This window comes from Lentzea sp. NPDC054927, assembly GCF_053610285.1.
This window is the reverse complement of the sequence record NZ_JBSGXZ010000049.1, coordinates 25396-41580: the sequence shown is the minus strand read 5'-3', so window position 1 is coordinate 41580 and position 16185 is coordinate 25396. Positions and strand designations below refer to the sequence as shown.

Annotated in this window: 18 protein-coding genes; 12 read left to right on the top strand and 6 right to left on the bottom strand. The window is 68.8% G+C overall.

The features are described 5' to 3' along the window. Window positions 1–38: 38 nt before the first annotated feature. On the bottom strand, window positions 39–602 hold the full coding sequence (locus tag ACWGE0_RS39580) for a TetR/AcrR family transcriptional regulator (RefSeq protein WP_452266013.1): 564 nt from the start codon (window positions 600–602) through the stop codon (window positions 39–41). A gap of 89 nt (window positions 603–691) precedes the next feature. Here ACWGE0_RS39580 and ACWGE0_RS39575 point away from each other — a divergent pair, with 89 nt between their 5' ends. The 6 genes from ACWGE0_RS39575 (at window position 692) to ACWGE0_RS39550 (ending at window position 6291) form a co-directional block, all read left to right on the top strand. Next, on the top strand, window positions 692–1525 hold the full coding sequence (locus ACWGE0_RS39575) for an SDR family oxidoreductase (protein ID WP_452266012.1): 834 nt from the start codon (window positions 692–694) through the stop codon (window positions 1523–1525). Window positions 1526–1935: 410 nt separating this feature from the next. After that, window positions 1936–2367, top strand: a complete 432-nt coding sequence (locus ACWGE0_RS39570) for a hypothetical protein (RefSeq protein WP_452266011.1) — start codon at window positions 1936–1938, stop codon at window positions 2365–2367. A gap of 156 nt (window positions 2368–2523) precedes the next feature. After that, window positions 2524–3807: a helix-turn-helix domain-containing protein gene (locus tag ACWGE0_RS39565; RefSeq protein ID WP_452266010.1), complete on the top strand. Its 1284-nt coding sequence runs from the start codon at window positions 2524–2526 to the stop codon at window positions 3805–3807. 242 nt (window positions 3808–4049) lie between these two features. Next, the gene (locus ACWGE0_RS39560) at window positions 4050–4607 is read left to right on the top strand and encodes a DUF6789 family protein (protein WP_452266009.1); all 558 of its coding nucleotides are present in this window, start codon (window positions 4050–4052) and stop codon (window positions 4605–4607) included. A gap of 47 nt (window positions 4608–4654) precedes the next feature. Beyond that, window positions 4655–5938 (top strand): ferredoxin reductase family protein, encoded by a 1284-nt coding sequence (locus tag ACWGE0_RS39555; protein ID WP_452266008.1) that lies wholly within the window; start codon window positions 4655–4657, stop codon window positions 5936–5938. An 11-nt stretch (window positions 5939–5949) separates the two neighbouring features. Next, window positions 5950–6291 carry an FMN-binding protein gene (locus tag ACWGE0_RS39550; RefSeq protein WP_452266007.1) on the top strand — a complete coding sequence of 114 codons (342 nt, stop codon included), beginning with the start codon at window positions 5950–5952 and terminating at the stop codon, window positions 6289–6291. Between the two features lie 3 nt (window positions 6292–6294). Here ACWGE0_RS39550 and ACWGE0_RS39545 read toward each other — a convergent pair whose 3' ends face one another. Next, window positions 6295–7776, bottom strand: a complete 1482-nt coding sequence (locus ACWGE0_RS39545; RefSeq protein WP_452266006.1) for a CoA-acylating methylmalonate-semialdehyde dehydrogenase — start codon at window positions 7774–7776, stop codon at window positions 6295–6297. Beyond that, window positions 7773–9056, bottom strand: a complete 1284-nt coding sequence (locus ACWGE0_RS39540; protein ID WP_452266005.1) for an aspartate aminotransferase family protein — start codon at window positions 9054–9056, stop codon at window positions 7773–7775. Before ACWGE0_RS39540 ends, ACWGE0_RS39545 begins: the two co-directional genes overlap by 4 nt. A gap of 107 nt (window positions 9057–9163) precedes the next feature. Here ACWGE0_RS39540 and ACWGE0_RS39535 point away from each other — a divergent pair, with 107 nt between their 5' ends. Beyond that, window positions 9164–10756, top strand: a complete 1593-nt coding sequence (locus ACWGE0_RS39535) for a PucR family transcriptional regulator (protein WP_452266004.1) — start codon at window positions 9164–9166, stop codon at window positions 10754–10756. A 39-nt stretch (window positions 10757–10795) separates the two neighbouring features. On the opposite strand, the gene ACWGE0_RS39530 is transcribed toward ACWGE0_RS39535, so the two are convergent. After that, complete coding sequence (locus ACWGE0_RS39530) at window positions 10796–11245, bottom strand: hypothetical protein (RefSeq protein WP_452266003.1); 450 nt, start codon at window positions 11243–11245, stop codon at window positions 10796–10798. 129 nt (window positions 11246–11374) lie between these two features. Between ACWGE0_RS39530 and ACWGE0_RS39525 the strand changes: the two genes are divergently transcribed. The 5 genes from ACWGE0_RS39525 to ACWGE0_RS39505 all read left to right on the top strand — a co-directional run bounded on the left by ACWGE0_RS39525 (window position 11375) and on the right by ACWGE0_RS39505 (window position 15652). Next, entirely contained in the window at window positions 11375–12082 is a 708-nt protein-coding gene (locus ACWGE0_RS39525) for a MerR family transcriptional regulator (RefSeq protein WP_452266002.1), read from the top strand. A gap of 62 nt (window positions 12083–12144) precedes the next feature. Then, a complete protein-coding gene (locus ACWGE0_RS39520) occupies window positions 12145–12744 on the top strand; it encodes a hypothetical protein (RefSeq protein ID WP_452266001.1) in 600 nt (199 codons plus the stop codon). Between the two features lie 222 nt (window positions 12745–12966). Continuing rightward, window positions 12967–13575 carry a class I SAM-dependent methyltransferase gene (locus ACWGE0_RS39515; RefSeq protein WP_452266000.1) on the top strand — a complete coding sequence of 203 codons (609 nt, stop codon included), beginning with the start codon at window positions 12967–12969 and terminating at the stop codon, window positions 13573–13575. A 51-nt stretch (window positions 13576–13626) separates the two neighbouring features. Then, the gene (locus ACWGE0_RS39510; protein WP_452265999.1) at window positions 13627–14136 is read left to right on the top strand and encodes a hypothetical protein; all 510 of its coding nucleotides are present in this window, start codon (window positions 13627–13629) and stop codon (window positions 14134–14136) included. 388 nt (window positions 14137–14524) lie between these two features. Then, entirely contained in the window at window positions 14525–15652 is a 1128-nt protein-coding gene (locus ACWGE0_RS39505) for a hypothetical protein (protein ID WP_452265998.1), read from the top strand. On the opposite strand, the gene ACWGE0_RS39500 is transcribed toward ACWGE0_RS39505, so the two are convergent. Together ACWGE0_RS39500 and ACWGE0_RS39495 are read right to left on the bottom strand one after the other, a co-directional pair. After that, window positions 15633–15851 (bottom strand): hypothetical protein, encoded by a 219-nt coding sequence (locus ACWGE0_RS39500; protein ID WP_452265997.1) that lies wholly within the window; start codon window positions 15849–15851, stop codon window positions 15633–15635. The two genes, ACWGE0_RS39505 and ACWGE0_RS39500, sit on opposite strands and share 20 nt — an antisense overlap. Beyond that, window positions 15848–16185, bottom strand: a 338-nt coding sequence (locus ACWGE0_RS39495; RefSeq protein ID WP_452265996.1) for a hypothetical protein, incomplete at its 5' end; no start/stop codon positions are given. The genes ACWGE0_RS39495 and ACWGE0_RS39500, both read right to left, overlap by 4 nt.

Below are 16185 nucleotides of genomic sequence, written 5' to 3'. Positions count from 1 at the left end.
GGGGCCCGCCTTCGTTGGCACGCGCCAGCCCGGTCAGCTCACGCGGTCGCTGCCGCCACCATCGCCGCCACCGCGGCGACCACTGACTTTCGGTGTTCGGCCAGGCGCCGGGCCGGGTCCTCGCCGTACGGGTTGCGGATCGCCTCGGCGGTGGTGTTCCAGCTCTGTGCGGCGGCCAGCGCGACCATCATGACGTCCATCGCGGCCGGCACCGGGAGTTTTGTGTGCAGGGCCAGGGACTTCGCCTTGTCCAGGTGGGCGTCACGCTCCTGGTCGGTGGCTTCCGGTCGTTCCAGCATCTTCCACTGGGTCAACCGTTGCAGGCCGGGGTCGGCCACCAACTCGTCGAACAGGGCGCCTGTGTAGGCGGCCAGGTTGTCCGCGCGGAAGGGGGCCACGTCGGCCAGCACGCTGAGGCGGTCGCCCAGCACGGCGTCGAACAGGGCTTCCTTGGAGCCGAAGTAGGCGTAGATGGCCTGCTTGTTGGCCTTCGCCTCCTTCGCGATGCGCTCGACCCTGGCGCCGGCGAGCCCTACCCGGACGAACTCGTCGTAAGCCGCCGCCAGCAAGCGGGCCCTGGTAGCAGCCGAGTCGTAGCTCATGACCTGCAGTTTAAACCAACCGGTTGTTTTCCACACCGCCACCAGCTACGGTCAAATAAACCAACCGGTTGGATTCAATGGAGATGATCATGGCAACCTGGCTCATGACGGGCGCATCGGCCGGCATCGGACGCGAAGTGCTCACGCAGCTTTTGCAGGCCGGACATCGGGTGGCCGCGCCCGTACGCACCCCGGCCAAGCTCGCCGACCTGGCCGCAGCCCACCCCTGCCATCTGTGGACCACCGAGCTGGACCTCCTCGACACCGCGCAGATCCGCAAGGTCGTCGACGAGGTGTTCGGCGAGTTCGGCAAGATCGACGTGGTGTTCTCAAACGCCGGCCGTGGCGCGTTCGGCGCGGCCGAGGAGATGACAGAAGCGCAGATCGACGAGCAGTTCGCGCTCAACACCATCGCGCCGATCCACCTGCTCCGGGCAACGCTGCCGCACCTCCGCACACAGGGAGGCGGCCGATTCATCCAGACCTCGAGCATGGGCGCGCAGATCACCTCACCCGGCGGCAGCATCTACCACGCGTCGAAGTGGGCCCTGGAAGGCTTCCTGGAATCCGCCGCGCCCGAGATCGAACCGTTCGGCGTCGGCATCACGATGATCGAGCCGGGCATCATCCGCACGGGCTTCGGCGCTGCACTGGACGTGGCCAAGGGCATGGACGTCTACCGCAACACGACGGTCGGCCAGATCCGCGCCGCCATCGAAGCCAACAACGTAACGGCACAGGCACCCGGCGACCCGGCGAAGGTCGCCGCGGCCATAGTCGCTTCGGCCAGCCAGCACCCGGCACCCCGACGGGTCGCACTCGGCAGCGACGCCTACAAGTCGATCCACGCTGCACTGCACGAACGGCTCGCCGAACTGGAAGCCGGGTGGAAGGTCGCGGTCTCAACGGACTACGCGGCCTGACCGGCACCGCATCCACCACCGCCGACAAGCCGATCTGCGCTCCCCGATCGCCTCGGCGAACCGGAGCCGCGCGTGAAATCAAACATGGCCGCCGAGCTTCGCGGGCGGACCAGTCGACTCGAAGCCGCGGCGGAAGCAAGCACCGCCACCTGACCCCGTGCGCAACGCGCGTAACACCTCCTGGTCCGACTCGGCCACCCGAGCCAAGCCAACGCGAACCCATCACGCACGAGACCGGGACGGCGCAGGCCCCCACATCCACCGCTCGCCTCGCCGAAGCGTGCGCTGCCAAGGGGTTTCGTGGGCCGAGCGGACCAACGAGCGGATTCACGATGCGCATGGCGGGTGCCGTCGAACCGGGCGAGACGTGGGCGAGTGTGCCTCGCGGACACCGAACCCTAAGGAGCGACATGTCCAGTGGCATCCAACGAGTTCTCGCCGTCACGTTCGCGCTCGGCACCGCCATCGCCATCACGCCCGCGGCCGGCGCCACACCCGGCACGACCTCCACACCCGGCACGACCTCCACGCCCGGCGCGGCCGCCACATCCGCGGCCGCCAAGTTGAAGGTGAAGCTGGAGGTGACCAACAAAGGCAAGTACACCGCGGCGATCTGCGGTCTGGACTGGCTCGGCGGCTACTGCACCTCCAGCGTGAAGCCGGGCAAGACGGCGGACTTCACCGTCGAGCCGCGCAACGCGGAGGACCGCATCGAGATCCGGGTCGTCGTCGACAAGGGCGGCTCGGAGTACTTCCACACCGCGACCGGCAAGGCCAGGGCGTGCTTCGAGACCGGAGGCACGGCCAAGAGTCCGACGGTCGAGGAGGTCGACTGCGCCTAGTGAACTGCGCCCAAGTGAACTGCGCGCAGTGATGAGAGCGACCGGAGCGGGCACGCTCCGGTCACCTCGTTGACAGCGCAAATCCGCACTGCAACCATTCGAGACGCTCTGCAACCAGGACTGCAACCAACCCGCCGCCGCAGGAGGGTTGTGTTGATGTACCAGGACATCGAGGCGGCGATCCCGACCGACCCCGAGGCGCTCATCCCGGCGTCGCTGTGGGCGTCGTGGGAGGTCCGGCAGGCGGTTCTGCACTCCTCACCCGGCACCGTGATCGCGATCGCGCGACGGGCGAGAGGGTTGCGGCAGGACCAGCTCGGCGAGCTGGCGGGCTTCTCGCAGTCCGCGATCTCGAGACTCGAGTCCGGCGGCAACCTCGCCTACGACGTGCGGGTGCTGCGGATCTTCCAACGGTTGCTGAGCATCCCGGCGCACCTGCTCGGGCTCACCGAGGACGAGGCTGGGCTCCGGCCGGCGCGGCCGATCACCGTGCTGGACGGCGCGCTCGACGGGCACGCGCTGCTGCTCGCCTGTGCCCCGGCGGCGTTCTACGCGGGCCGCAGCCACGCGATCGACGAGGAGGTCACCAGGCAGCTCCTCGTGCTGAGGCGGGTCATCAACGACGCGGACAGCTGGTGCGCGTCGGCCTCGCTGTTGCCGAGCGTGCGGCAGCTCTACGAGTTCGTCGACCGGCTCAGGCCGCTCGCCAAGAACCACCACCGGGCCCAGATCCTCGACATAGCAGCACTTTTCGCGGAATTCTGCGGCTGGCTGCACCTCCAGCAGGGCGATCTCAACGGCGCGAGCTGGTGGACCGAACGTGCGATGCAACAGGCGCTGGCCGCCGAAGATCCAGGGCTGGTCGCGTACTGCTACCGCAGGCTCAGCATGATCGCGGAGTTCGAGGACGACGACGACCGCGTCATCGGCCTGGCCCGCGCCGCCGCCAGAGAGCAGGGCATCAGCCCGCAGATCAAAGCCATGGCGCTGCAACAACAAGCGCAAGGCCACGCACGGACAGGCGACGAACGGGCGTGCCTCAACGCGCTCGACGAAGCTCAACAACTCGTCGACGGCGTCCAGCCCGAACGCACCGCGGAGTACCGCCTCGGCAACTGGTTCCGCACCAGACACGTCGAACTGCAACGGGCAGCGGTGTGCGTGGAACTCGGCCGCACGACCGAAGCCCAGGCCAGGTACCAGAAACTGCTCACCGGCAGCCGGCCGACGTGCCGGTGGCTGCTCGGCGTGCACCTCGCCAAGCTCGCCTACGCGCACGCGAGCGGCGGCGAGTTCGAGCAGGCGAGCATCGCCGGGTCCGAGGCGCTGGCCCTCGCGTCCAGCAGCGGCTCGGCGCTGATCACGCGCGAACTCCGCAAGCTCGGGCCGTGGGCCAGAATTCCCGAGGTGGCTGGAATTTTCCACGCCATCGGGCAATAGATCATATGCGCGATGCGGGTTGAACATTCCGCACCCGCAACACAGATCATCACTTCCGCTGCGCTCAAAGGCGCCAGCACACTTCTATCCGTCTCAGATGGACACTCTCCGCCGCCGCCCATCGTGAACGTCCTGGGTAGGAGGCTGGAGAAGTGCTGCAAGCGCGCGTTCAACCGGTTTCGCAAACTCTCGTCCATTCCGCCATACGCCTCGCGGTCTTCGTGCTGGCCGGCGCATCGCCCGTGCTCGCGATCGCGGTACACGCCTTCGGCTTCCTGAAAATGGAGGACGCGGCACCGTTCATCGTGGTCCCGGTCGTGTTCGCGGCCATCGCGCTGATCATCGCGAAAGTGCCGGAGACACCGGCCGTCATCCGCGGGCTCATCGGCGGGCTCCTGGGTGTGGCCGCTTACGACGCCGTCCGGATTCCTTTCGTCATCGCCGGCATCTGGCCGGATTTCATCCCGCAGATGGGCGCGTGGATCTACGGAGGTGAAGGCGAGAATCTGCTGCTCGGTTACTTCTGGCGATGGCTGGGCGACGGCGGCGGAATGGGGCTGGTGTTCGGCATCGGCTGCGCTTTGACCAACTGGCGCAGGCATCTCGTCATCACCGGCGTCGGGTACGGCATTTTCATCTGGTCCGGCCTCATCGGCACGATCGCGTTCTCCGCGTACGGCACGACGGTGCTGTTCCCGATCACGCCGCTCAACTTCGTGGCATCGCTCGTCGGCCACCTCGTCTACGGTTCCGTGCTCGGCTGGACCTACGCCCGGCTGCTCCGGAAGTCCGAGCAGTGACGACGACTCTCCGCCTCCCGCGGGTCGCGAGGCCGTCCGTGCCACCCATGACGGCGGCACGGATCGGGCTGGCGATCGTCCTCGGCGCCAACGCGGCCGCAGTCACGTCCCTCTACGTCGCCGCGGGGCCGTCCGCGAACGCCGTGCTGAGTCTGGGACGGCTGACCGGGCTCTACGGCGCGCTGCTGATGGCCTTCCAGCTGCTGCTGATCGCACGCGTCCCGTGGCTGGACCGGCGGCTCGGCATGGACCGGCTGACGTCCCTGCACCGCTGGAACGGCTTCACGCTGCTGTGGTTGCTCGTCGCGCACGCAACGTTCGTCATCGTCGGACTGGCTGACCGGATGGGCCCGTGGACCCTGGCCACGAGCGTCACCGGCATCCTCCGCGCCGTCGTGGCGCTCGTGCTGATCACTGCGGTGGGCGTCGCCTCGGCGAGATGGGCGCGGCGCAAACTCGCTTACGAGACATGGCATTTCCTGCACATGTACACCTACGTGGCTGTGGTCCTCGCCTTCAGCCACCAGATCGCGGTCGGTCAGTCGTTCACCGCGCCCGGCGCCCGCCTCTACTGGTGGACGCTCTGGGGCACGGCGCTCGCGGCGCTGGCCACCGGCCGTCTCGTCATCCCCTTGTGGCGCAACTGGAAACACCAGCTCAAGGTCGAGGCGATCGTGCCGGAGTCAGAAGACGTCGTCTCGGTCTACATCACCGGCAAGCGGCTCGGCGAGCTGCCGGTGCGAGCCGGTCAGTTCTTCCTGTGGCGGTTCCTGGCCAGAGGAAAGTGGTGGCAGGCCAACCCGTTCTCACTCTCCGTGGCGCCGAACGGCTACTACCTCAGGCTCACTGCCAAGGCACTCGGCAACGGCAGCGCGGCCCTGAGACACCTCAAAACAGGCACACGGGTGTTCGCGGAAGGCCCGTACGGTGCCTTCACCGCGCTGCAGCAACGACTTCCGGGTGTGCTGCTGATCGCGGGCGGGGTCGGAGTGACCCCCATCCGGGCGCTGCTGGAGGAGTTGAAAGGCGACGTCGTCGTGCTCTACCGGGTCAACCGGATCGAGGACGCGGTGCTGTTGAACGAACTGCTCGACGTGGCCTACCAGCGAGGCGCCGAGGTGCGGTTGCTGTGCGGACCGCCCGACGCGGCCAACTCGAACGGCCTGCTGCTCGGCCCGCGCAACCTCGGCGCGCTGGTCCCGGACACCCGCGACCGGGACGTCTTCCTGTGCGGCCCGCCACCGATGGTGCGGGCGGTTCTCGAGTCGCTCGAAGAGCTCGGCGTGCCGCCACAGCAGGTGCACACCGAACGGTTCAGCCTGGCGAGTTGAAGGAGTGCGAAATGCACCGCGCGATCCCGGCGATGTTGTTGTCCACCGGCGGGTTCATTGTCGTCTGGCTGTTCGAGCCGTCCACCGCGATCACGCCGTCCGGCGGGGTCGCGGGCGAGGCCGTGCCCACCAGGAGCGGCACCGTGCAGGTGGAGGTCGTGTTCACCGGGGATCGGATCGCCGACGTGCGGGTGTTGCAGGCGCCGGACAGCGCGCCGACCCGCATGGCGTTGCCGATCCTGCGGGAGGAGGCCTTGCTGGCGCAGAGCGCGGACATCGACACCGTGTCCGGCGCGACCCTGACCAGCGAGGCCTACTCCCGTTCACTCCAGTACGCGATCGACCACCGCTAGACGTCAGGTGTTCTGCGGGAAACCCAGGTTCACGCCACCGTGCGACGGATCCAGCCACCGGGAGGTGATCACCTTCGAGCGGGTGAAGAAGTGCACGCCGTGCGGTCCGTACGCGTGCGCGTCACCGAACAGCGATTCCTTCCAGCCACCGAACGAGTAGTAGGCGACCGGCACCGGGATCGGCACGTTCACGCCGACCATGCCGACCTCGATCTCGTTCTGGAAGCGGCGAGCGGCACCTCCGTCGTTGGTGAAGATGGCGGTGCCGTTGCCGTACCGGTTGGAGTTCACCATCTCGACGGCCTCGTCGTAGCTGTCCGCGCGCACGACCGACAGCACCGGCCCGAAGATCTCGTCGGTGTAGATCGTCATGTCCGTGCCGACGTGGTCGAAGAGCGTCGGGCCGAGCCAGAACCCGCTCGCCTCACCGTCGATCGGGTGGTTCCTGCCGTCCACGACCAGCGCGGCACCGGCCTCGACACCGGCGTCCAAATAGGACGTGACCTTGTCCCGGTGCACGCCGGTGACCAGCGGTCCCATCTCGCACGACGGCCCGGAGCCCACCTTGACGTCGGCGATCCGCGACTTGATCTTCTCCACCAACGAGTCACCGACCGTGCCGACGGCCACGACGACCGAGATCGCCATGCACCGCTCCCCCGCCGACCCGAACCCGGCGGACACCGCGGCGTCCGCGGCCAGGTCCAGGTCGGCGTCGGGCAGCACGACCATGTGGTTCTTGGCGCCGCCCAACGCCTGCACGCGCTTGCCGTGCGAGGTGCCGGTTTCGTAGACGTACCGAGCGATCGGCGTCGAGCCGACGAACGAGATCGCCTTCACCGCCGGGTGCTCCAGCAGCCGATCGACGGCCACCTTGTCGCCGTGCACGACGTTCAGCACACCGTCCGGCAGCCCGGCCTCCGCGAACAGCTCGGCGAGGAAGATCGACGCCGACGGGTCCTTCTCCGACGGCTTCAGCACCACCGTGTTGCCGCAGGCGATCGCCGTCGGCACGAACCACAGCGGCACCATCGCCGGGAAGTTGAACGGCGAGATCACCCCGACCACGCCGACCGGCTGCTGGATCGAGTAGACGTCCACCCGCGTCGACGCGTTCTCGCTGAACCCGCCCTTGAGCAGCTGCGGGATCCCGCACGCGTACTCGACCGACTCCAGCGCCCGCTGGATCTCGCCGCCCGCGTCGGACACCACCTTGCCGTGCTCTGCGGAGACGATCCGCGCGAGATCGCCCTTGCGGTCGTTCAGCAGCTCGCGGAACTTGAACATCACCGTTGCGCGTTGCGCCAGCGAGGCGTTGCGCCACGACGCAAACGCTTCCGCGGCGGCCGAGACGGCAGCGTCCACTTCGGACACCGACGCGAACGCGACCTGCGCAGCGACCTTGCCGGTCGTCGGGTCGTAGACGTCCCCGAGCCGTTCGGGCGTGCTTTCCCAGGGCTTGCCGTTGATCCAGTGCTTGATCACGCCTTCTCCACCGCCTGCGCGAGAATCCCCAAAGCCTCTTCCAGTTCGTCCTCGGTCAACGTCATCGGGGGCGCCAGCCGGATCACGTTGCCGTACAGGCCACCCTTGCCGACGAGCAGGCCGCGCGCCTTCGACTCGCTCAGCACCGTCGCCGCGGCACCGCCGTTCGGCTCGCCCTCCGGACCGACGAACTCGACGCCGACCATCAGGCCCTTGCCGCGCACGTCCCCGATGACCGGGTGCTTCTCCGCGAGCTCGCGCAGGCCCCCGAGCAGCCGCGAGCCCAGCTTGGCCGCGTTGGCCTGCAGGTCGTGGTCGAGCAGGTAGTTCACGGTGGCGAGCGCGCCGGCCGTGGAGACCGGGTTGCCGCCGAACGTCGAGATCGAGTTGGCGTTGATCACGTCCATCAGGTCGCCGCGCGCCACCACTCCGCCGATCGCGAGGCCGTTGCCGAGGCCCTTGGCGAACGTCATCGCGTCCGGCACCACGTCGTGCGCCTGGATGCCCCAGAAGTGCTCGCCGGTGCGTCCCCAGCCGGTTTGCACCTCGTCGGAGATGAACAGGATCCCGTACTCGTCCAGGACGTCCTTGAACGCCCGGAACAGGCCGTCGGGCGGGGAGGTGAAGCCGCCGACGCCCTGGATCGGCTCGGCGATCATGCACGCGACGTCGCCGGACGTGGTGGTCTCGATGATCTCGCGCAGGTCGTCGACGCACGCCTTGATGTAGTCGGCGTCGGAGAAGGCCTTGAACGGCGAACGGTAGCGGTAACCGCCGTGCACCCAGCTGACCTTGATCGGCGACAGCGCCGATGCGGACCAACCGCGGTTGCCCGTGATGGCGACCGTGGCGAACGCACGGCCGTGGTAGCTGTTGCGCAACGCCAGCACCTGCTCGCTGCGGCGAGCTTGAGTGGCGAGCATCAGCGCGGTCTCGTTGGCCTCGGTGCCGGAGTTCGTGAAGAACACCTTGGCGTCCGGGATGCCGCTCAGCTGCGCGATCTTCTCGGCGAGCTCGACCTGCGAGCGGATCAGGTAGAGCGTGGAGCTGTGCAGGACGCCGGTGTCGAGCTGCGACCGGATCGCGTCGCTGATCTCCGCGACGTCGTAGCCGATGGCGTTGGTCAGGATGCCCGCGAAGAAGTCCAGGTAGGTCGTGCCCTCGCGATCTGTCACCCGACGCCCGTTGGCGCTCGCGATCTCGATGGGCTCGTCGTAGTAGAGGGCCAGCCACTTCGGCATCACCGCGCGGTGTCGTGCCAGCAGCTCCTTGTGGGCCATCACGTCCTCCAGGGGTCTACGCCTGCCCTCGGAGTCTGGTGCCGCGCCAGGTCCACCGCCATGCACAACCTGTACCCGGATCGGCTGGTTGGCATTACGTTGTGTCCATGTACCCGACCGTCGCCGAAGTCGTCGCTCTCCCGGTGATCCGGCAGGGAAAGCCGCGTTTGGTGGCCGGGTCGGCTGGACTTTCCCGCCGGGTGCGATGGGTGCATGTGGCGGAGATCGCAGACATCGCGCCGCTGCTGCGAGGCGGCGAGCTGGTGCTCACGACGGGCGTGATGCTGCCCGAGTCCGGCCTCGCCCAGTACATCGAGGAGCTGGCCGCGGTGGGCTGCGCCGGACTGGTCATCGAGCTGGGCCGGCGGTGGCGTGACGAGGTGCCGGCCGCTCTGGTGACTGCGGCGGAGCACCACGGGTTACCGCTGCTCACGCTCTCCGAGGAGACGAAGTACGTGGCCGTGACGGAGGCGGTGGTGGCGTTGATCGTGGACGCCCAGCTGGCCGAGCTGCGGGCCGCGGAACAGGTGCACGAGACGTTCACCTCGCTGACCGTCGCCGGGGCCGAGCCGTCCGAGGTGCTGCGCGAGGTGGCCCGCACGTCTGGGCTGGCCGTGGTGCTGGAGACGCTCGGGCACGACGTGCTGGCCTACGACGCGGCCGGGCACGACCCGGTGACGCTGCTGGACGACTGGGCGGCCCGCTCGCGGGCGGTCACGGTGACCGAGCGGACCGCGTACCACGTCGGGTCCGGCTGGTTGATCACGATCGTCGGGGCGCGCGGGGCGGACTGGGGACGGCTGGTGATGGTCTCGCCGGAACCGCCGCCGCACCGGCACGTGGTGGTCGCCGAGCGCGCTGCGTCTGCTTTGGCCGTGCACCGGTTGGTGGCGCGTGATCGTGAATCCCTGGAACGGCAGACGCACCGGACGTTGCTCGCACAGCTGTTGGGGCAGTCTGCCCAGTCACCTGATCTTGGCGCGCGGGCGGCCGCGTTGGGTGTGCCGCTGGAGCGGCGGCAACTGATCGGGGTGGCGATCCGGCCGGTGTCCGTGCTGCAGGGGCAAACGCTTGCCACGCAGGAGGTCCTGCGTGATCTTGCCGAGGCGACCGCGCTGGCCGGGCGGCGGGTGACGGTCGCGGCGCTGGTCGGCGTCGTGGACGACACGTCGGTGCGGGCGCTGCTCTCCGTGCCCATGACCGTTGGCGTGGAAAGCGTGTTGCGCAAGGTCGCGCGCGAGATCCACCGCACGGCGGCGTCGCCGGTGGTGATCGCCGTCGGCACCACCGTCACGTCCACAACGGACGTTCGCCGGTCGCTCGGCGAGGCCGCGCACGTGGCCGGTGCGGCGTTGCGGGCGCCGGGATCGCAGCTCTACCACCGGTTGGACGACGTGCGGTTGCGCGGGCTGCTGCACCTGCTGCGCGAGGACGAGCGGGTGCGGGCGTTCGCGGACCGCGAGCTGGGGCCGTTGCTGGCGCGCGACTCCGCGCAGGGCTCACGGCTGGTGGAGCTGTTGCGGTGCCTGTGCGAGAACGGCGGCAACAAGTCCGCCGCCGCGGGCGCCGCGCACCTGTCGCGGACCGCCTACTACCAGCAGCTGGCGCGGATCGAGCAGGTCCTCGGCGTGTCGCTGGAGGACCCGGAGTCCGTGCTGTCGCTGTACGTCGCGCTGCTGGTGCACGAAATGGGCCCGTGAGGTTCCCACGGGCCCATTTTCGGCGTGCGGATCAGCGAATCAGCCGTTGATCGTCGGCAGGGTGCCCGACAGCACGTTCGGGTTCGGCACGACGCCGTTGGTCGGCAGGTCGGACAGGCTCGGGGCCTTGAAGTCACCGACGTGCGCGTTGCCGGCCAGCGCCTCCGGGTTCGGCAGGGTCGGCAGGGTGCCGAGCTCCGGCGCGACGGGGTTCGGCGCGGTGCGCTCCTGCGCGCCCGGCACGGCCGGGACGGCGGGCAGCGGCAGGTCGCTGACCACGGGGGCCTGGAAGTCGCCGAGGTGGACGGCGCCGACCGACTCGAGCGGGTTCGCGTGCTGCGTGGCGTCGGTGATCACGTTGCCCGCGCCGACCTCGGGCAGGCCACCGGGCAGCTGCGGCGCCTCCACGGCGTTGGCCGAGCCCGCGAGCAGCGGGGCCGCACCGGCGGCGAGAAGAGCGGCGGCGCGGAACAGTCCGGAACGAGACACAGTTTTCCTCAATCTGGTTTTGGGGACCGATCTTCGTATTCATCGGCTGGTTTGGTTCGCCGATTAATCCGCTCGATCGGGTGTTGAGGGACTTGAACCTCACGTGGCGGGAGGTCCTACGGTCGTGGTGTGACCCGTTGGAGCATCGGTGACCTGGCCAAAGCGAGCGGACTGACGGTCCGCACGCTGCACCACTACGACGAGATCGGCCTTGTCGTCGCTTCCGAGCGCACGGCATCCGGTCACCGTCGGTACACACCGGACGACGTCCGGCGCCTCTATCAGGTGAGATCACTGCGCCAGCTCGGTCTTTCCCTGGAAGAGGTCCGATCGGCACTGTCCCGATCGGACTCGCTGCGGCCGCTCTTCCAGGCCCAGCTGGCCGCGTTGACCACGCAGGCCCAGCAGGTGGAGGCGCTGCGGTCGCGACTCACCTCGCTGCTGGACGGGCACACCACCGAGTCCCTTCTGTCCACTTTGGAGATGATGTCCGTGTACGAGAGCTACTTCACCGCCGATCAGCTCACCGATCTGCGATCCCGCGCCGCCGCGATGGGCCCGGAGGCCGTGGAGGCGCTGAAGGCCTCCTGGCTGGAGCTGGTCAAGCAGCTGCGTCAGCACATGACGGACGGCACGCCTGCGAGCGACCCACGCGTCGTTGAGCTGTCACGGCAGTGGGACGCCCTCGGCGCCAAGTTCACCAACGACGATCCTGCAGTCAAGGCCGCGGCGCAGCGTTCGTGGGAGGAGAACAAGACGTCGATCAGCACCCAGATCGGCTGGCCTGCCGACGACGGCCTGGTCGACTACATCGGTGAGGCTCGCGCGGCGAGGTGAACGTTCCGGCGCAAACGCTCGTCCTCTAGGATTACGCCCTCGTCGCGACCAAGGGGGCGTGCGTGACACAACCGCCGACGCCGGGTCCTCACGTGCACAACAGCATCGAGGGCACGGTTCTCGGACCGGCCGTGCAGGCAGGATCGATCCACGGCGGCGTGCACTTCCACGCGCCACCCCAGCCTGTCGGCCCGCCCGTGTACGTGGCGCTTCCTCCGCGACTTCCTCCGCGACCGCCCGCGTGGTTCTGGCCGTTCGTCGGCAAGTGGGTGGTCGCGTTGCTCCCGCTCCTGGGCAGCGCCGCCGCGATCGGCGCGGTCGCCGACGCGATCGCGCAGGGGGCGAACATCTGGGTTCGGCTCCTCCTCGACGTGATGCTGCTGGCGCTCGGTGTGCTCGTGGTCGTCCTGTGGTCCGCGCTGGGCGGCCGCGGCACGGCCGAGCTGCTCGAGCTGGTGCTCGACAAGGTCACTCCCCGCGAACTGGCCGTGAAGGGCACGCCTCAGCTCGTCGCCGTTCTCGTGTCGGCGTGTGCGCTGTCGGTGTCCGCGCTCGTGACGGAATCTCTCGCGGGGAAGGCGAGCCCCGGTGCCAACGGAGCGTTGCTGTTCTTCCTGTTCCTCGTCGTGGTCACCGCGCGGTTGATCGCGCGGCGCGTGTGACGTTGCCGAATCGGCAACTTCCCAAGTGGCCTGTGCGCGGGCTAGTGGCGCGACGCAGAACCTTGGCGGGGTAATCCACGCTCAGCAGGGCACCTCGCGGCACCGCCCCCGCACCCCCATACATCCAGTATGAGGATGCGGGGGCGGCACCACGATGCACCCGTCTGACCGCGAATTCACCCGGCAAGGTTCTGCGCCACACCACTAGGTAGAAATGTCGTCATGTCCGCTGATGACGACACACGCCGCCTGCAAGCCGCCAATCCAACCGGGTGGTTCGAAGATCTCTACGCGGAGGCCGACGCCGGCACGGCCTCCGTCCCCTGGGATCAGCCCCATCCGCAACGACACCTCGTCGAGTGGGCCGCCGGCGTCGACGGCACCGGCCGCCGCGCGCTGGTCGTGGGCTGCGGGTACGGCCGCGACTCGGAGTTCCTGGCCTCGCTGGGCTTCGAGGTCGTCGCGTTCGACATCTCCCCCACCGCCATCGCGGCCGTGCGGGCGCGCTACCCGGACTCGAAGGTCTCCTACGTCGTCGCCGACCTGCTCGACCCGCCCGCCGAGTGGCACCACGCGTTCGACCTGGTCGTGGAGAACATGACCGTGCAGGCACTCCCCGTCGACCTGCACCCTCGAGCCACCGGACGCGTGGCCTGGCTGACCGGATCGACACTGCTCGTGCTGGCCGTCGCCCGCGAGGAGGGACCGGCTCCCGACGGCCCGCCGTGGCCGCTGACGCCCGCGGAGATCATGGCGTTCCAGACGGACGGGTTGCAGGCGCTCAAGGTGCAGCGCGACGAGGTCCGCTGGACCGCGGAGTTCGTGCGCTAACTGGCCATGAACTGGCCACTTATGCCGGACTTCTGCCGCATAGCGTGAATCATGCTCGTTCGTCGGCTGATCGCCCGCCTGCTCGACTGGCTCCTGGTGCTGGTCGTGGCGTGGCCGTTGGTCCACGAACCCATGCTGGTGGTGCTCTGTGCAGCCGTGTACGACGCACTGCTGCTGCGCCTGAACACCCTGGGCAAAGCCCTAACGGGGCTACGGGTCGTGGGCCCCGCGTCCGGCCTGCGTCACCGACGAGCACTGGCCCGCACGCTCATCACGACCGCTCTCCCCGGCGCGGGCGCGGTGCTCGTGCTGACCGGCCTGGGCTGGCGGGAACCGGCGCTGATGACGAGCCTCGGCTGGCAACAGCCGTGGGTCGTCATCGGCGAACACGTGTCGGTGGCGTCAGCGGGGTGGCTCGCGTCGTTGCTACTAGTGAGCGGCCTCGTGATGCTCGTTCTTTCCGCCGTGGAGTCGTTGGACCTGCGCGGGACGCGAACGTGGCACGACCGCAAAGCAGGCACGGCCGTGGTGCGCCTCAAGGTGGCAGACTCCCGCCGGTGAACGTGAACAACGAGATCCACGACAATCGCGGCTTCGCGATCCAGGCGGGTCACGTCAATTCCATCACCATCACCTCACCTGAGCCACTCCCGACCGCGCTGGACGGCCTGAACGAGGCGACGAAGGCGTTCACCGGGCGCGACGAGGAACTGGCCGAGCTGAACGGCGCCGGTGGGCTGACCGTCGTGTCGGGCCTCGGCGGAGTCGGCAAGACCGAGCTGGCGCTGCGCTACGCCGAAAGCGGGGAGTTCCCCGGCGGCAAGCTGTTCATCGACCTCCAGGACTACGACGACGAACGCCGGGTCACGCCGGCGACCGCGTTGGAGGGGTTCCTGTCCGAGCTGGGCGTGCGGGGGAGATCCCGCCGACCGAAGCGGCCCGCACAGCCTTGTTCCGCACCATCACTGCTTCTCGCGAGCCGATGCTCGTCATCATCGACAACGCACGGTTCGTACAGCACGTACGCCCGTTGCTGCCCAACAAACACCGCACGATCGTCACCAGCAGGCACCGGCTCGCCGCCCTCGACGACGCCCACCACCTCGAACTGGGCGTGCTGCCACCGGACGAGGCCACCGCGCTCGTGGGCGATTCCGAGCTGGCGGAGCTGTGCGGACGGCTGCCGCTGGCGTTGCGCATCATGGCGGCGCTGCGGCGCAGGGACCCCGGCCACGACTGGGCGGCCGAACTCCGCAAGGTGAGGCTGGACCTGCTGGACGACGGCGAAGAACGATCCGTGCGCGCCGCGTTCGAACTCTCCTACCGTGCTCTCAAGGAGGAGCAGCGCCACCTGTTCCGGCTCTCCGTCGTGAGCCCGGCCAGCGAGGTGACGGCCGAAGCCGCGGCGGTGCTCACCGGGGGCACCGAGGCCAGGGCGCGCAAGCTGGTGCGGGAACTGCGCACCGCCCACCTGCTCGAACCCGGCGACCGCTTTCACGACCTGGTTCGGGAGTTCGCATACGAACGCCTGCGTGAGGAGGAAACGCAGGAGACCCGCGACCAGGCGTGGTCCCGCCTCATCCGCCACTTCGCCAACCGCGCCGAGCAGATGGACGACGCACTCGACACGCCCAAGCAGGCCGAGGCGCTGCACTGGTTCGACAGGCACAGGTCGATGTTCATCAACCTGGCGCTTTGCGCGATCTCGTTGCGGCGGTTCCGCGATGGAGGACGGCTCGCCTTCTCCGTGCACCGCTACCTCGGAGCACGTGGTCACCTCGACGACCTGGTGAAGGCGGACAGTCTCGCCATGAGCGCGGGCATGAACCTGCGCGATCCCTGGGCGACAGCGATCGCGCAGGTGCAGTTCGGGCACACCAAGCTGCGAACCGGAGACGACGGAGGCGCACTGGGAGATCTCCACCAAGCCTGGAAGGTCGTGCGGAACAGCCAGAACCTGGCGCTGGTCCAGTACGCGCTGGAAGGCCTGATCGAGGCATACGAGCGCAACGGCAGGACAGACGACGCGCGACTGGCGGCCGCAGACCTCGAGCGGCTCAGAGCCGATTCCCGATGAACCGCAACGCTTCCGGCAGCACCCGGCGCCAGTAGCCGCCGTCGTGCGCACCGTGGTCGAACGACCCGGCCGCGCCGATCTCCTCCGCCAGGTTCCCGCGCCGCGTCGTGGAACGGATCCTCCTGCCCGCACCAGATGCCGACCGGTGACGTGATCGCGGACGCGTGCCGCAGCGGTTCGTGCTGCCCCCACACCTCACGCGAGGCGAACCCGTTGATCCGCCGGGCGTCGTCCCACGTCGGTAACAACGCGCACCCCGAACCCGCCCATCGACACGCCCAGAGCGGCCTCGAACGGCACCGGCGGCGTCAACCCGACCCAGTAGTCCTCGCCGCCGTTGATCACCGCACGCCGGAACGACGCGCCGTTGAGGAACCGCAGCAACCCTGAGGTCGCGCTGCAGCGAGAACTCACCTGACCAGACGCGCCGGGCAACCTACGGGGGTCCGGGGGCTTTCCCCCGGCCTGGGGGCTGGGGGCGCGGCCCCCAGGACGCACGGCGGAAGTGTCCGGCTGACGCGTTCCGGCAGCAC

Bases quoted from the DNA above. Each gene is read 5' to 3' on its own strand.
- ACWGE0_RS39515 (WP_452266000.1), top strand. From the start codon at position 12,967: ATGTCCGCTGATGACGACACACGCCGCCTGCAAGCCGCCAATCCAACC.
- ACWGE0_RS39510 (WP_452265999.1), top strand. From the start codon at position 13,627: ATGCTCGTTCGTCGGCTGATCGCCCGCCTGCTCGACTGGCTCCTGGTG.
- ACWGE0_RS39570 (WP_452266011.1), top strand. From the start codon at position 1,936: ATGTCCAGTGGCATCCAACGAGTTCTCGCCGTCACGTTCGCGCTCGGC.
- ACWGE0_RS39565 (WP_452266010.1), top strand. From the start codon at position 2,524: ATGTACCAGGACATCGAGGCGGCGATCCCGACCGACCCCGAGGCGCTC.
- ACWGE0_RS39540 (WP_452266005.1), bottom strand. From the start codon at position 9,056: ATGGCCCACAAGGAGCTGCTGGCACGACACCGCGCGGTGATGCCGAAG.
- ACWGE0_RS39575 (WP_452266012.1), top strand. From the start codon at position 692: ATGGCAACCTGGCTCATGACGGGCGCATCGGCCGGCATCGGACGCGAA.
- ACWGE0_RS39580 (WP_452266013.1), bottom strand. From the start codon at position 602: ATGAGCTACGACTCGGCTGCTACCAGGGCCCGCTTGCTGGCGGCGGCT.
- ACWGE0_RS39535 (WP_452266004.1), top strand. From the start codon at position 9,164: ATGTACCCGACCGTCGCCGAAGTCGTCGCTCTCCCGGTGATCCGGCAG.
- ACWGE0_RS39555 (WP_452266008.1), top strand. From the start codon at position 4,655: ATGACGGCGGCACGGATCGGGCTGGCGATCGTCCTCGGCGCCAACGCG.
- ACWGE0_RS39550 (WP_452266007.1), top strand. From the start codon at position 5,950: ATGCACCGCGCGATCCCGGCGATGTTGTTGTCCACCGGCGGGTTCATT.